The organism is Luteococcus sanguinis (assembly GCF_039527675.1).
Classification (GTDB): domain Bacteria; phylum Actinomycetota; class Actinomycetes; order Propionibacteriales; family Propionibacteriaceae; genus Luteococcus; species Luteococcus sanguinis.
In genome coordinates, this window is record NZ_BAAAKI010000003.1 from 1 (window position 1) to 14,522 (window position 14,522).

Sequence of the window (14,522 nt, forward strand, 5' to 3'; positions counted from 1 at the left end):
TGCGCACCCATCAAATCGAAACCGACGACTCACAGAGCGACCGGACCGAATGAAGGGGGCGGCCCAAAGTGCCTGGCCACAACGGCCGAAGCGTGGTCGCTCGCAGCACCCCAGAACCGGGTGCGTGCCCAGCAGTGCATCATGACCTTTCGGCCAGACTGGCAGGCCCCAGCCTTCCTCGGATCAACAACCGTGGTCGCAAGAAGCAGACCCCGCGCCCACCCATGACGGCGTGAGAGACTCGAACCCAAGTCCCACGTATGTCCCACGGAGCGCGGCGAATCCTCACAGGTCAAAGGGAAACGCCTAGTCAAGCGGGGGAACGCGGGTGAAGTCCTTTGGTTCGAGTCCTGTCGCCCCGACAGTTTCACGAAGATCGATGACAAGGCGTTTTCCCTAGGTTGACTAGGGGGAACGCCTTGAACTTTGTTCGGGGTGAGGTGGGCACGAAGGGGCAGAAGTGGCCTTGTGTGGGCATTCGTAAGACACGCAAGAGACACGAAATGAGGCTGCCATGGCCAGGACGACCACATCGACGCGGCGGGGGAACGCAGGCGAGGACACGCGGGGGAACGTGACCCGGCCGAAGGGCAACACGAAGCCGCAGCGGGGGAACACCGGGGGAACGCAGCGTCGGGCGCCGCGGCGCGACTTCGGCCGGCTGACGAAGCTGCCGTCGGGCAAGTATCGGGCGCGCTACCTGGGCCCGGACGGGCAGTTGTACAACGCGCCGCGGACCTTCGTGGCGCGGATCGACGCCGAGGGCTGGTTGGCTCAGGTGGAGCGGACGATCAGCCGAGGGGAGTGGGAGCCGCCGGCGAAGGTGGAGGCTCCGGTGGCGGAGGTCGTGCTGGAGTTCGAGCCGGTGGCCAGGACGGAGATCGAGCGGCGTGACCTGACGCCGAAGACGCGCGAGCTGTACACCGGGATCCTGAACCGGCTGTTGGTGCCGACCTTCGGGCAGATGAAGGTGGACGAGATCACGCCGCGGCAGGTGCGGGCCTGGTTCGACTCGTTGGATGCGGACAAGCCAACGCAGAGGCAGCACGCCTACGCGTTGCTGAAGTCCATCATGGCGGCGTGCGTCGCCGAGGAGCTGATCTCGTCGAACCCGTGCCGGTTGCGGTCTGCGGGCAAGCGCAAGACGACGCGGCTGATGCAACCGGCCACCGTTGAGCAACTGGGACGGGTGGCGACCGAGCTGCCGTTGCGTTCGGCGCTGCCGGTGCTGATCGCGGGGTGGTGCGGGCTGCGGTCGGGGGAGGTGCGGGCGCTGAGGGTTCGCGACGTCGACGTGGACGAGGGCTGGATCTTCGTGCGCCAGGGCGTGACCCGAGTGAAGGGACGGGTCATCATCGGCCCGCCCAAAACCCCAGCTGCCGTGCGGAACGTGGCCGTGCCGCCGCACCTGCTGCCGATGATGCGGGAGTGGCTCTGGCAGGTGGACGTCGGCGACCCGTCGGCCTTCTTCTTCCCCGGACGGGGGAGTGGTCCGATGAGCGAGAAGGGCCTTCGGTGTGCATTCGAGAAGGCCCGGGATGTGATGGGCCGCTACGACCTGACCTTCCACGACCTGCGGCACACCGCAGCGACCCTGGCGGCGCAGAACGGGGCGACGACGGCGGAGCTGATGGCCCGGATGGGGCACACCACCGCCCAGATGGCGATGCGCTACCAGCACGCGAGTGCGGAGCGCGACCAGCAGCTGGCCTGCAGACTATCCGCACTCGCGCAATAGTGCCCCGCTATCACAACTCCCAACGCGCAGGGGTGGATCTGCTGTAGTCATGAATACCAATCGCTTCGAAGTGCTGCTTGGCCGCGCGAATTTTGGCTAGCTCCGTAGGGCGGAGCTTTGAGTCGTCGAGCGTGCTCTTTGTCTCGCGGATTATGTAGATGCGATGTTCGCCGTCCTCCTGCTTGATGATCGCCCAGTCGGGGTTGTACGGCCCGACCGGAGTATCGATCTTGAACTTGGCGGGGAGCTTCATGAACAGCTTGATGTCCTCGCGGGAATCGAGCAGTTCCGCGAACTGGCGCTCCACGTCGGAGTCGAAAACCACGTAGTCGAAATCGGTCTTCTGGGTGTGCTGCACCTTGTACATCTGGTCAAGGAAGCGCTCCTTCTCCTCCTCGCCGTCCCGCTGCAACTCGCGAAGCTCGTAGACCGAGCCAGCGATTCGCTCGTACTGGATGCCGTCGACCACGATCTTTGCCAGCTCGCTCTGGAGGGCGCGTTTGGTCATCGCAATGAAGTCGTTGGGGTTGCCGATGAACTCGCTCAGCCGCTCGCTGCCGATCAGGATGTCGACGATGGTCTTGCGGGTGAGAGAGGTCGCCTCCTGCAGCTCCGTGATGATGTCAGGCAGGTCGTAGCTGCCCTTGAGATCGGCCGAGCGGGTGCCGAGTTCTTCACCCTTGGCGCCGCCTCGCAGTACCTTGACTCCGGCGCGGGTGACCTGGATGCGCAGCGCGTCGATTTTAGGTGCTTCGTGGATCGCCCGGATGGCGTTCTCGATCAGCTGGTTGCGACCGACGCTGACGCGGTAGGTGGTCTTCTGGCTGATCGTCTCCCAGAACTCCTCAAACTCGGGGGTCGAGTAGAGCTGCTTGTTGAGCACGCGCGGCTGACGCTTGCTGATCGGCTTGACGTACTTGCCGATATTGGCACGTTCGACCAGCTCGATGATGATCGGCTCAGCCCAGACGAAGTCGACGGGCAGGCCGAGGTCGAAGCCGAGCTGGTTCGGCTGGAACTTCGAGGTGACCGCGCCGTCCTTGTCGATGAAGCCCTTGTCCTTGAGGTGCTCCCACACGAGGACGGATCGCTGGTAGCCGAACTGGTCATCGGTGAGCGCACCGTTCTCGTCCTGCAGCGGGATCTTCGAGAACTCGGCCCGGCGCACCCGGCCGATCTCGACACCGGCGTCCTTGTACTCACGCTGGAGCGCGTCCGCGAACTTCGTGTACGACTCGTTCGCCACGACCGTCAGCGTCGCGACGCCACGGTCAGCCACGCGGGTGTAGCCGTCCTCGGTCTTGGCGACGGGGAGGCGCAGTCCACGGCCGAGGGTCTGGCGCCGTTCGGTTTCGGCACCCATCTCACGAAGGGTGCAGATCTGGAAGACGTTCGGGTTGTCCCAGCCCTCGCGCAGGGCAGAGTGGCTGAAGATGAAGCGCACGGGCTCGTTTTCGTCGAGCAGCCGTTCCTTCTGCTGCATGATCAGTTCATAGGCGTCGTCATCGGCCTTGGTGGTGCCGGACGAGTCCTGGAAGGTGGTTGTCTTGCCGCGCTTGATCTGGGAGAAGTACGCCCGGCGCAGTTCACTCGGCGCCTGCGGCAGCAGCTCCTGGTAGCGCGCGGACTTCGCACGCTCCTCGATAAACACCTCGTCGAACCACTGCACGAAGTCGCCATTGGCGTCGTCGTTGTTCGTGCCGTCGCCCAGGTAGCTGGCGACCTTGTCGACGAAGAAGAGGCTGAGCACCTTGATGCCCTTGGCGCGCAGCATCGATTCCTTGCGCAGGTGCTCGCGGACGGTCTCGCGGATCATCTCCTTGTAGATCGCGCCCGCGGAGGCGCCGATGCTTTCCCCCTGACCGAGGTAGCCATAGGTGGTGAGATCGACATAAGCGGGCTCGATGCTCATCTCGTTGATGCGGCAACCCTCGTAGATCGGGTTGTTCGTCAATCGCGGATCAGAGAGTTCCTGGTGAGGCTTCACGCTGACAGCGCGGCGTTCGAGGGAGCCGTCCGCCTTGCGACAGGACAACTCGAGCCGGGCTGACCACGACGGTTCACGACGTACCTCGAGCAGCTTGATGTACGGCGTCGCGTCGGCACCCTGCTGCGCCACCTCCGCGACAACGATCTGCTTCACCAAGCCGAGGTCGTGGGCGTCGACGGGGTCGAGCCGGTAGACGACGTTGCGCTGGGTCTTGTGCGTCGCGCTGTAGCGCAGAGCGCACATGGGGTCCAGATCTCCGATGGCGGATTGCGCCAGCTTCGACTCCATGTTTTGCGGCTCGTCCATGATGACCACCGGATGGGTGGCCTTCACATAGTCGATGGGCCGAAGTCCGTTCAGCTTGTCGCGGGTCTGGTGGATGATGCGGGTGTTCGCATTGCCGCGGATCGAGTCGATCGTCATGATGAGGATCTGGACGTTCGTCGAGGTCGCGAACGACTGCACTTCCTCGGCACTCTTGCCGCTGTAGACGGAGGCATCGAAGGTGATGCCCTGCGGCTTGTAGATGTTCTCGAAGTGCTTGCGCATGAGGCGGATGCTGGTGCTGACACCTTCGCGGATCGCAACACTCGGCACGAGGATCACGAACTTTGTGAAGTTGTAGCGGACGGCCAGATCGAAGATGGTGCGCAGGTAGACGTAGGTCTTGCCGGTACCAGTTTCCATCTCGATATCGAAGTCGAGCGAGTCGCCGGCGAGCGCCGACGCCACCTCAAGGCCGTTCCGGTCCTGCACCCGCTGCAGATTGGCGAGGATCAGATCCCGGTCAAGCACCAGGCTGTTGCCGACGGCGCCGACCTCCTGCGTGAGATCGATATCAAGTGCGGCCTGATCCGAGTCGGGCAGCACCGCCGCACCGCGCAAGGTCGTGACCAGCTTCTCCGCATCCTTCGGCTGCCCGTCGAACAGGTCGACCACCGACGCAATCGCATCCAGCTGATACGGCTGGCTGTCATCGAACTTGAACCCGCTACTCATCACGCCGTCCAGAGCTCAATGCCCTTGCTCTTCGCGAGCTGGGCCAGGTTGGTCTTGAGTTCGTCATCGCCCTGGAAGGCGTCCTCGAGCACGATGATCCGCGTCGGAGATTTGTCAACGAGCGCACGCAGTTGTTCAAGCGTCGGCTTGACGTGCTCGTTCAAATACGCCAACACGGCGATGTCGCCGTCACGGTCGCGAACAAGCCGGACGTCAAGGCCAGCAACCTCGGCAGGTGAAACGGCCTCGGTCAGCGAGTAGCCCTGCTTGAGCAGGATCTCGGTGAGCAGCTCATCGGCAGTCGCATCGTCGGTCGCACTATCACGAAGACTGAGCAGGTGCTGCTGCAGCGCGTCCTCCTCAACATCGCTCGACAGTCGCCACTTGGCGAAGTTCGTATCGGCTAGGACGTAGCTCTTGAATCCAGCGTCAAGATCAGCCGCGGGGTTGACTTCTGAGGCTGATGCACCAGCTCGGCGAAGCCGTTCCTTCGTCAGGCTAGCGACGTTGCGGAGTGCTCCGACGCTGTCGCAGAACAGCGCCGCCTCACGTTCACCAGCGGTGTCAACATCTAGAGGCTCGGGCAACTGAACCAGCACAAACCGACGAGTTCCTACGTCTTCGGCATTTAGCTCCATCACCGACTGTCCAGTAGTCCCCGACCCTGCGAAGAAGTCCATGATTGTGTCACTACCAGCGGTGAACCATCGCGACAAGTCCTTGATCATTTCAACAGGCTTGGGTGTGTCAAAGTAGTGCCCTCCCATTAGCGCATCCAGTTGCGAGGTTTGCTCACTCACCATGCCGTAACGTGGAAGAATTGAAGGCGGCGTGATCATTCCACGCTCCTTGCGGCACTTGAGCTTTCCGGCGCTGTTGAAGTAGAACTCGACGACCCTTTGCCCCTTACTGTCGATCGTCTCCGCCCCAGAAAACCAGGAGGTCATCTGATTCTTCTGCGTCCATCCCGCGCTAAGAGTCACGTCTTCGACGGTTGCACCATTGCGCGCAAGGAATCGCCCCGATACTACCGAAACCTTCTCAGAGTCTCCGTACGTACCTTTAAGCTCGAACCCGTCAGGCGCGTCAAAACGCGTTCCAGCCGGGAAAGTGAACTCGCTTGCCGGATTCGCTCGAGAAATCTTCTTCAGGGCTCCCGCTTCAATGAAGCCTTCTCCGCCACGTATACCACCAAGGCGAACTGCATTTCTAGCAAACACGAGCACATATTCGTGATACCTCTTAAACACTCCCTGCTGCTGTGAGTGCTGCTTGTCCCAGATGAGTTGCGCGAGGAAGTTATCCTCCCCAAAAACCTCCAGCATCAGTCGCTTCAAGTTCTCAACTTCATGGTCATCGATCGAAACACAGATCACGCCATCGCTCATCAGCAAGTTCCGTGCCAGCTTGAGGCGCGGGTACATCATGTTGAGCCAGTTGGAGTGGTAGCGGCCCTCGGTCTCGGCGTTCGTCGTGACCTTCTTGCCCTCCTCGTTGACCTGACGTGTCCACTCGAGGTAGGTGTCGAGACCTTCCTTGTAGTTGTCCGGGTAGACGAAGTCCTTGCCGGTGTTGTACGGAGGGTCGATGTAGATCATCTTGATCTTCGCGTGGTAGTGCTTCTGCAGGATCTTGAGCACTTCAAGGTTGTCGCCCTCAATGAAGACGTTCTTGGTCGTGTCCCAGTCCTTCGAGTTCTCGAAGTCAGGCTTAAGCGTCGCCGTGGTTGGTTCCTGCGCGGCACGGAGGGCGCGCTTCTTGCCGGGCCAGAAGAGTCCGAACCGCTCGCTGCCATCGGCTACGTCGCCGTCGAGCAGTTCCTTGAGCTTCTCGACATCCACCTTGCCGTCGGCGATGGCCTCGGGAATCAGATCGGCAAGCTGCGCTGCCAGCTCAGTCTGGAAGTTCAGAGTAGTGGATGGTGTTTCGTAGATATCGTCAGTCATTCAGATGATTCTCTTTCATGATTTTAACAATTAGTGTCGGGTTTGTGAATGGCCCGTGGTCTATGTGGCTATCCGCCATCGGATCGTGAACAGGTGCTCGGTCTCCTGGGTTCCCTGAAGCGACTGCTCGATCAGCTCGAGGTACTTATCGGCCTCGGCGCGGAGCTTCTTGCGTGTATCTCGGAAGTCCTCGTCGGCCTCTTCTGCACGCTGCTCCCATTTGCGGGCCTCCTTCTTGAGGCGCAGCTGCTCCATCGGGTCGTCGGCCTGCCGGGCGAGCTTGCGGGCTTCCTTCTCCTTCGCCCGGTACTCGCGGATCTTGCCCTCGTGCTCGGCCTTGCGGTCCTGCTGGTTGCGGTAGAGCAGTTCCTCCTGCTGGTCGTAGTAGCGGGAGTTGCGGCCCTGGACTTCCTTCTCCAGCTCCGACCGTCGTGCATCAAGGTGCGGCGTGAAGCGTGCCGCATCGATCGCCACGGGCTGCTCTCCAACCGAGATGCAGGCCAGGTCGAGGATGTCCGCGACGTACTCCTCATCGAGCCACTGGCCGTCATCGGTCAGGGCGCCGGCCAGCATGTAGGACTCGGAGACATCCTCGTCGCGCGCCCTCATCCGGAAGGTCGCAACACTGACGGTGAGTTCGCCGCTGGTGCCCTCCAGCGCACGAATCGCGCTGCTCACACGCTCCGACAGGCCGAGAGAGAACGTCAGCTCGCGTGCCGGGGTGTCGTGGGTCTTGGCGGTCTCAACGACGTGCTGGGCCAGCGGGCTCGCGTAACGGTACTGGTGGGCGTTCTCCAGCGGCTGGGACTTGAAGAAGTAGAGCCCGGTCGGCGCGTCCTTCACCGGGGTCCGGTTCAGCACGAAGGTGCGCCCGTCGCCCTCGAAGGTGGCGTGCTGGTCGAGTTCGTGCCGGGTTACCGCGAGCAGCAAGCGCTCGAACTTGTTGAGCACCTCGCCGGACTGCGTGTCGTAGGCCTTGAGGCGATCCTGGACGTGGGGGTCGAGGTTGTCGAAGACCTTCGCCTTGGCGCTGGCCATCTCGCGCGAGATCTCGCCCGCGTACTGCGCCTCCAGCTCCTTGAACGCGGAGTCCAGTTCGTCAGCGGTTCTGCAGCGGGTGAGGATGTCGCTGATCGTCTTCTCGAAGTCCAGCCCGTCCTCGATCGCGCCGAGCACCTCGTCGCTGGCGCCAAAGACGCTGGAGAAGAGTTGGAACTTGTTCGTCAGCAACTCCAGGATGCGCTGCTCGGCGATGTTGCCCTTATTCGAGAAGTTCACGACGACGACGTTGTGCTTCTGCCCGAAGCGGTGCACACGGCCAATGCGCTGCTCGACCCGCTGCGGGTTCCAGGGCAGGTCGTAGTTGACGAGCATCGAGCAGAACTGCAGGTTGATGCCCTCTGCCGCAGCCTCGGTCGCGATCATGATCGTGCCCTCAGTGCGGAAGTAGTCCACGAGCGCCTTGCGACGATCCACGGCGGCGATGCCGGTGACCAGGTCGCCGTCTCTGTTCTTCTCCAGCCACGCCTGGTGGATCGCGGTCTGCTCCGGCCCGTTGTTCGAACCGTTGAATAGAACGAGTCCCTTGCCGCGACCGGCCTCCCGCAGCGAGCGCGCGATGTACTCCTGCGTCTTGGTCGAGTCGGTGAAGATGATGGCCTTCTCAGGAGCACCCAGCTCACGCAGCCGCTCGAAGCCCAGATCGAGCGCCTCACCAAGCTTGACCGCCTTCTGGTTCTCGGTGATCGAACGAGCCAGAGCCGCGTACTCGCGCAGCTCCGCAACCTCGGCACGCATCGCCTCCAGCAACGACTCGTCTAGCGGCAACGACGACGCACGGGCACCTGTGGCCGTGCCGTCGATCTCGTCGGCCTCCTCCAGTTCCTCGCTGGTGATCTCGTCGTCGACAGCGAAGTCTGCTGCCACGAGGCCGCCGCGGCCGTCGCGGCGCTGCCCAGCGGCAACCTCATCGGCCAGACGATTCGCGATGTTCTCCAGCGTGCTCGCGACCGCGTAGGTCGACGAGCCGAGACGCTTGCGGATGATCAGGGCAGAGAGGTGGCGCTGACTCCCGGCGAAGGCAAACAGCTCGTAGCGCTGCAGGTAGTCATTTACCAAGTCGTAGAGCCGTGCCTCGTCGGGCGACGGGGTGAACTCAACCGTCAGCGGTAGGCGCTTGGTGAAGTGGATGTACTTGTCCGCATCGCGGCGCAAGGTACGCTTCGAGACTGTCGCGACACGCTCCACCAGGTCGTCGTCACCGCCAAGGTCTCGGTTCTTGACGTACCGCTCCCGGAACGCATCAAGGGAATAGAAATAGTCCGGGTCGAAGATCGAGACCAGCCCGTACAGCTCCTCGAGCTTGTTCTGCAGCGGCGTCGCCGTCAGCAGCACCGTCTTGTGTGCGCCCTTGACGATGTGCGCCACCGCCTCGGCGGCCTTCGTCTTACCCGTCCAGTAGTTGCGCAGCCGGTGCGCCTCGTCCGCGACTACGAGATCCCAGACCTTCAGCAGCAACGTCTCGTGCCGGAGCGCGAACTCATACGAGCAGATCAACACCTGCGCCGAGCGACCGCCCGCAGCGTCAAGCAGCGAGTCCTTCGACTTCGGGTCGAGGATGGCGGACGGGATCAGGAACTTCTCGTACAGCTCCTGCTGCCACTGCTGGCGCAGGCTCGACGGGGCGACGATCAGGATGCTGCGGCGGCGTTCGGCCCAATACTGCGAGATGACGATGCCCGCCTCGATCGTCTTACCGAGGCCCACCTCATCAGCGAGGATCACGCCCGGCAGGAACGGTGTCTGCAACGCGAACAGGGCGGCGTCGATCTGGTGCGGCTTCGGCTCCACCTGGGCGTCGAACAGTAAACCGGCGAGCTTGCCGACGTGATCGTTCGCGTAGCTGCGCTGCAACTCGCGGGCGTAGTACTTCGCCTGGTAGTCGGTCATGCCGCCGCTTCCGAGCCGCGGGCTCGTATGGCCAGGAGACCGTTCGTCGGTGGGGTTGGCGCCTGCCGAGACTGCGGTCACGTGATCTCCTAACTGGACTGGCATTTACCGTAGCGGCTGCTCTCTGCTGACAGGCGCAAGCCACTGCTGACGATGCACTGAGCCGCTCGGCCTCGGGAGTTGGCCGTGAGTGGGCCTCTATGTACAGGGGTTCGTCATGCGACTTCTTTCAGGTAGGTGGGGGAGGTTGCGGTGACGGGCTGTTGGTCGCGTCGCATGGTGTTGTAGATGGTGTCGGAGAGCTTTCGTTTGAGGCAGCGGAGGGCTTCCTTGGAGGTCTTTCCTTCGGAGATCTTGCGCTGGTAGTAGATGCGGCCGGGGGTATCAGCTCGGATCTGGGTGAGGGCGATCGTGTATAGGCATCGGTTTAGCTGGCGGTTCCCGCCGCGGTTGAAGCGGTAGCGGACTGTGCGTCCGGATGATGCGGGGATGGGTGCGGTGCCGTTGGCAGAGGCGAAGGTGTCGCGGTTGGGGTAGCGGTTGACATCGACGACCAGAGCGAGGAACCGTGCTGCGACCAGGGGGCCTACGCCGTAGATCTGGGTGAGGCGCGTGCCGCTGTTGTTGCGGGGGTCGTTGGTGACCAGCTCGATGGCGGCGTTGAGGTGGCGTCGTTGAGTGAGGGTGGTGATGGTCTTCTGGTAGCCGGGGAACAGCCCCATGAGGTCCATGTGGGCGCGGTTGGCCAGGGCTGTGCGTTCGGCCATGAGGTCGTCGCGGTAGTCGATGAGGCTGCGGAGGTCGGCAGCGGGTCCGACGGAGTATCGCACTGGGGGCAGGTCGTTGTCGCGCAGGGTGATGCGGGCGATGACTGTGGCGTCGATGGGATCGGTCTTGCCTCGGCTGGGTTGGGCGGCGCGTTCTCTGCTGGTGCGCAGGGTGGGGACTTCGAGGACTTGCCAGGGTCGGTCGGTCTCGAGTGCGAGGTGCGCGGAGATGCAGCGACCGTAGTTGGCGGAGCCTTCGATGCCGATGCGCTCGACATGATGGAGGGTGAGCATGGCGGTGATGGCCGCGTAGCCGGCGTGGGTGTTGGGGTGTTCGGCTATGGCTTTGACCGTGCCGAGGTGGTCGACGACGGCGACGGCGAGTGTGTCCTTGTGGGTGTCGATTCCTGCGTACATGTGTGGTTTCCCTTCGCGCGGTGTTCCGTGGGGCCGGCCGGGCGCATGCATCCATTGGGCGGGTGCCCATGCCTCTATCGAGCGACGACGGCCGGTGGGGAGCGTCGCCGGAAGGCAGCCACTATGACTGAGCCAGGTCCTGGGATCGGCAGCAAGAGGTAGAGCCATTCCGGCGACGCCACGGGTCCTCGGCAGAGCCGGGGACAGGACAAGCCCACCATGGATGCAAGAGGTGTGTGGCGCTTCGATGGTCGGTGTTTGTCCGGGGGTCGTAAGCACCGAGCGGTGACATCGGGGTTGTTCTGGATGTCGAGGGTTCTTCGGCGGCAGACAGCGGTGGCTGATCCGGACCGATGGACGCGACAGGGACAGGGGCTCCAGGCGGAAGGGGGAGTGGTTGGACGAAGGCTGGCAGGCTGGGGGCCGGATGGTGACCGGCGTGGCGGGGCCTGCGGCGATCCGAAGCACGACGCTCGTGGTGGTCGGTGGACGCCACCCGAGCCGGTGAAGTCCACCGGATGCGGCCCCGTCCAAGGGCTGTCGCTGGGCGCCGGTCCCAAAGGCGGTGGAGTTCGGAACATGTTCCGAAATATCATGGTGGCATGGCATCCATCGAGACCCCTTCCAAGGCGACCAAGCGTTCTGCTGTGCGTGCCACGGTGAGGAGTGCGCGTTCGGGGCGATTCGTGGGCAATGTCATGACGGTGACGCGGCGGTCCTCCGATTTGAGCAAGAAGTCGGCCGAGGTGTTCGCCGAGGCCGAGCAGGGGCCGGTGACGGTCACTCGCCGGGATGGAGAACCCATGGTGTTGATGGCTGCGAGACGGGCTGCCGAGATGGACCACTTGCTGGACTCTGCTGCCCAATTCATGCAAGCTCTGCTGCGGGGGCAGGCTGAACCGGTTGCGGCGATGACTGAGGTGTACCCATGGATGATGGCGCTGACTCCCGAGGATCGGTCGGCCTGTGCCAAAGAGCTCAGGGACGCCGCCCTGGCGTCCTTCTCTACTGGACAGGCGCGCCTGCTGGAGGAAGCTGAGGCGTCGTGGCGCGGCACGGCTGAGGCAGTGGCGGCCGGGCTTGTGTCCGCGGACGTCGACTGGCTCGACGATGAGCCGCTCGTTGGACGTCCGTGACATGGCCAAACGGGGTGACCTGGTCCAGGGTCAGGCGGAAGAACTGCTCAGTGTCGAGGCAGTTGCGGACCATCTCGGTGTCAGCCAGATGATCGTGGCCAGACTCATCGACCGTGGAGCGATCGAGGCCGCTGGGGTGGGCGTGCATCGCAAGGTCAGGGCGTCCGAGATGGAGCGATACATCCTCGAGCGAAAGGGCAAGCGTCACGCGGCGCTCGCGACGCTCGCTGGCGACATCGATGCCGATGCGCCCGACGACGAGGCCATTCGCACGCGATGAGGCTATTCGCGCGCGGTGACCGCGGCCACTTCGCCCTCGGTGCTGCGGTGTTCTTGGCGTCGAAGGTTGACACTAATGTGTCAGCAGTGACACATTAGTGTGTATGTCAGGGTTGTCCATTGATGACGTCGCGCAGCGGCTGGGGGTCTCCCGCACCGTCGTCGCGCGGCTGATCGCTGACGGCAGCCTGCCTGCCGAAAAGGTGGGCAGCTCCTGGGTTGTCGACGCCGCAGATGTGGCCCAGGCAGCCGATGCCCGTCGCGGCCGCGCGCGACCCATGTCCCCTCGGATGGCGACGGCCTTTCTCGACGTGATGGCCGTGGCTCAAGGTGAACCTGCCGTGGGGCATCTTCGCGGTCTCAGCGCCACTGAGCGGCATCGGCTTCGCGGCCGTCTGGATCGGCTGGTTGCAGCCAGTGAGCCGTCGAAACTGCTGCGGTCGTGGCTGTCCAAGCGACATCCCATTCACCGATTCTCGATGCGGGGGAGCGTGGACGACATTCTCCAAGAGAATCGGTGCGCGGCGGCAGGGGCGGCCCACCCTCGCCTCGGGCTCGCGATGGGGTCGGTCATTGACCTGCACGTGACCAAGCAGGGTGCTCGCGGACTGGTCGCGGACTTCTGGTTGGAGCAAGATCCGCGCGGACCGGTGCGAATCCACGTTGAGGAGGAACCTCGGGTCGACCTGGCTGCGGCGCTTGCGGATGTTGCTGATCTGGGTGGTCCCCGTGAGGACCATGCCGTTGCCGAGGTGATCCGATCGTGGCGGTGATCATTCCTGCAAGCGCCACGCCGGTCCCGGCCGAGGCGTGGCGGGTCGCCGGTGACGTGGGACTGCTCCGGTATTGGTTGGCATCAACGCCTCAGGTCCCTGGCTACTCCTTGGCCAGTAGTTCCAAGAGACGAGCGTGAGCAGCTCGGTAGTCGCTGATCATCGCGCGCAACGTGTCATCGATGACGAACTCACTCGTCTCGACCTCTTTGGTGGGCTGGAAGAGCCCAAATCGCTTCTTCCCATCCGGCACCGTGACGGTCTTGTGCCTGTCGATGTCCGGCAGCGTGGTGCTCTCGACGTCTCCACCACCGGAGATGCTGTCGATGGCTCCTCCAAGACCCTCGGTCGAGTTCACATAGAAGCTGCCAGACACATCAATGGCATGGCGATTGGTCACGTACACGATCGCCAAGTCGTGCGCGATCTGTTCCGGCGAAACTGACACTTCGTCCTCCTGGTTCAGGCTTCGATCGCCGTCCGGGCCACGGACGAACCCAGCGACAGCTTGACGCCGTGGTGATCCGTCCGGACTTCGAGGGGACGACCGTGGGCGGCGCTCACTACGTCAGCGGTCGCCAGCCAGGCTGCGGTGAGGGCCCTGGACTGGGTTACCTCCGCGGCGAAGAGCGACAGCTCCCGGTACTGATCACGTCGCTCCCAGGCGTCGGACTTGTAGTCCCCCTCGAACAGCCTGGGCAGCGCCGGCGTGACTAGTCGGACGAACTTCTGCAAGATGCCGGGTCGTGGTGCTTCCGCGGGCGAGAGTTCGACTTCATTGCTCACGAACAGCCGCTGGTGCAGCTGCCCCGGGTCACGAACGATGACGCTCAGTTCTCGCCCGAAGTCGCCGGTCGATTTGGCCTGCACGGCCTGGGTCCAACGAATTGCCGGATCCTCAGCCAGGAGGTGCAGGAAGTCGAGGTTCAGCGAGCGGTGGGGCAGTGCCTCGTGGACCACCTCGGCCAGCGCGATCTCGCTGTCTGCCGCCAAGGCGTCGAACTGGTCGCCGAGGGTCCTCCGGTAGCCGCGAAGCGCCTCTTGGATCTGGTCCAGCTCATAGAGCATCGACTGGGGCAGCGCAGCCTTCTTGTTCTCGACTAGGAGCCGCATCATCGCGTCGGCCTCGCGTCCGACGTACTCGCTGACCCGGAGGTCGATCCCGAGGGTGGACGAGTGCGCCTGCCCCCAACGTCCGATCATGTCCGCCAGCCACTCTCCGTGGCGGGCCACCTCTGCATTTGTGCGCTCCCACTCCAACTGGGAGTGCCGCTGCCACGCGTCGAAGATCCCTGCCGCCGAGTCCGCTACAGCCGTGATGGCATGTACGTACGGGTTGATTCCGAACGCTGGCGGCCGGACGGGAGCCGTGGCGTCCGGAGGGGTGGGCAGTGGGATCCATGTGACTCCGTGGGCTCCGTACTGCATCGCCCAATGCGAGCCGTCGTCCTTCGTGACGGAGAACGTCCGGGGTGGTGTCGACACTGCATCTCCTGACCTCACGGTGATGTGCGCCGGTGTGGGTGAC

10 protein-coding genes are annotated in these 14,522 nt (G+C 63.5%); 4 read left to right on the forward strand and 6 right to left on the reverse strand.

Annotated features, from left to right (window positions below; all coding sequences use genetic code 11):
• Positions 1–574 precede the first annotated feature (574 nt).
• Positions 575–1,738 (forward strand): tyrosine-type recombinase/integrase, encoded by a 1,164-nt coding sequence (locus ABD089_RS02310; RefSeq protein WP_343884583.1) that lies wholly within the window; start codon positions 575–577, stop codon positions 1,736–1,738.
• A 10-nt stretch (positions 1,739–1,748) separates the two neighbouring features.
• Here the strand turns inward: ABD089_RS02310 and ABD089_RS02315 are convergent, their stop codons facing one another.
• The 4 genes from ABD089_RS02315 to ABD089_RS02330 form a co-directional block, all read right to left on the reverse strand.
• On the reverse strand, positions 1,749–4,727 hold the full coding sequence (locus tag ABD089_RS02315; RefSeq protein ID WP_343884584.1) for a restriction endonuclease: 2,979 nt from the start codon (positions 4,725–4,727) through the stop codon (positions 1,749–1,751).
• Positions 4,727–6,673, reverse strand: coding sequence for a site-specific DNA-methyltransferase (locus ABD089_RS02320; RefSeq protein WP_343884585.1), 1,947 nt, complete (start codon positions 6,671–6,673; stop codon positions 4,727–4,729). Before ABD089_RS02320 ends, ABD089_RS02315 begins: the two co-directional genes overlap by 1 nt.
• Before the next feature lie 60 nt (positions 6,674–6,733).
• Positions 6,734–9,703, reverse strand: coding sequence for an SNF2-related protein (locus ABD089_RS02325; RefSeq protein WP_343884586.1), 2,970 nt, complete (start codon positions 9,701–9,703; stop codon positions 6,734–6,736).
• Positions 9,704–9,837: 134 nt separating this feature from the next.
• Entirely contained in the window at positions 9,838–10,806 is a 969-nt protein-coding gene (locus ABD089_RS02330; protein WP_343884587.1) for an IS110 family RNA-guided transposase, read from the reverse strand.
• 602 nt (positions 10,807–11,408) lie between these two features.
• On the opposite strand from ABD089_RS02330, the gene ABD089_RS02335 reads away from it, so the two are divergent.
• From ABD089_RS02335 to ABD089_RS02345, 3 genes are all read left to right on the forward strand, one after another.
• Positions 11,409–11,942, forward strand: coding sequence for a hypothetical protein (locus tag ABD089_RS02335; protein WP_343884588.1), 534 nt, complete (start codon positions 11,409–11,411; stop codon positions 11,940–11,942).
• Positions 11,917–12,222: a helix-turn-helix domain-containing protein gene (locus tag ABD089_RS02340; RefSeq protein WP_343884589.1), complete on the forward strand. Its 306-nt coding sequence runs from the start codon at positions 11,917–11,919 to the stop codon at positions 12,220–12,222. The genes ABD089_RS02335 and ABD089_RS02340 overlap by 26 nt, the downstream gene beginning before the upstream one ends.
• A 103-nt stretch (positions 12,223–12,325) precedes the next feature.
• Positions 12,326–12,994 (forward strand): helix-turn-helix domain-containing protein, encoded by a 669-nt coding sequence (locus ABD089_RS02345; RefSeq protein WP_343884591.1) that lies wholly within the window; start codon positions 12,326–12,328, stop codon positions 12,992–12,994.
• A gap of 103 nt (positions 12,995–13,097) precedes the next feature.
• On the opposite strand, the gene ABD089_RS02350 is transcribed toward ABD089_RS02345, so the two are convergent.
• Positions 13,098–13,442, reverse strand: a complete 345-nt coding sequence (locus ABD089_RS02350) for a hypothetical protein (RefSeq protein WP_343884592.1) — start codon at positions 13,440–13,442, stop codon at positions 13,098–13,100.
• Between the two features lie 14 nt (positions 13,443–13,456).
• Positions 13,457–14,227: a hypothetical protein gene (locus tag ABD089_RS02355; protein ID WP_343884593.1), complete on the reverse strand. Its 771-nt coding sequence runs from the start codon at positions 14,225–14,227 to the stop codon at positions 13,457–13,459.
• Positions 14,228–14,522 lie beyond the last annotated feature (295 nt).

Coding starts and splice junctions, on each gene's coding strand:
- ABD089_RS02345 (WP_343884591.1), top strand. CDS start 12,326: ATGTCAGGGTTGTCCATTGATGACGTCGCGCAGCGGCTGGGGGTCTCC.
- ABD089_RS02340 (WP_343884589.1), top strand. CDS start 11,917: ATGAGCCGCTCGTTGGACGTCCGTGACATGGCCAAACGGGGTGACCTG.
- ABD089_RS02335 (WP_343884588.1), top strand. CDS start 11,409: ATGGCATCCATCGAGACCCCTTCCAAGGCGACCAAGCGTTCTGCTGTG.
- ABD089_RS02320 (WP_343884585.1), bottom strand. CDS start 6,673: ATGACTGACGATATCTACGAAACACCATCCACTACTCTGAACTTCCAG.
- ABD089_RS02330 (WP_343884587.1), bottom strand. CDS start 10,806: ATGTACGCAGGAATCGACACCCACAAGGACACACTCGCCGTCGCCGTC.
- ABD089_RS02315 (WP_343884584.1), bottom strand. CDS start 4,727: ATGAGTAGCGGGTTCAAGTTCGATGACAGCCAGCCGTATCAGCTGGAT.